This window comes from Streptomyces sp. SID12488 (assembly GCF_010548275.1).
GTDB lineage: Bacteria > Actinomycetota > Actinomycetes > Streptomycetales > Streptomycetaceae > Streptomyces.
In genome coordinates this window covers 1-389 of sequence record NZ_JAAGLT010000164.1, presented here as the reverse complement: position 1 = coordinate 389, position 389 = coordinate 1, and the positions used below count along the sequence as shown (strand labels likewise).

Below are 389 nucleotides of genomic sequence, written 5' to 3'. Positions count from 1 at the left end.
AGGGGCCAGCAGGCAGCCGCAGCGGATGGCGTCGGCGCTGCGCACCACGCCGCCGGGCGCGTGGAGTTCGAGCGCGGTGGTGTCGTCGAGCGCGATACGCACCGTGTCGCCGTCCCGGACGACGGGCAGACCGGCCAGCTTGCCGACGCCCCCGTCCAGGCGCTTGCTCAGCCGGGGCGACAGGGCCGCGACCAGCTCGGCGGTCACCGACGGAGCGACCGGTGGAAGGGACTGGCTCATGCGATCTTCTCCCCAACCCAGCGGGCGAGTTCGAGCGGACTGAGGGCGGCCACCGGCATCCCGGCGGCGACCAGGTGCGCCGCGACCCCGGTGGAGTAGCGGGGACGTCCCGAGTCGTCGAGACTCGCGCAGCCCAGGACATGGCATCT

1 protein-coding gene and 1 pseudogene are annotated in these 389 nt (G+C 73.8%); both read right to left on the bottom strand.

The window, feature by feature from the left end; genetic code table 11:
• Positions 1-240, bottom strand: a pseudogene (locus tag G3I56_RS43005) (hypothetical protein); the annotation flags it as partial.
• Complete coding sequence (locus G3I56_RS43000; protein ID WP_239135481.1) at positions 237-377, bottom strand: VWA domain-containing protein; 141 nt, start codon at positions 375-377, stop codon at positions 237-239. The gene G3I56_RS43000 and the pseudogene G3I56_RS43005, both read right to left, overlap by 4 nt.
• Positions 378-389 lie beyond the last annotated feature (12 nt).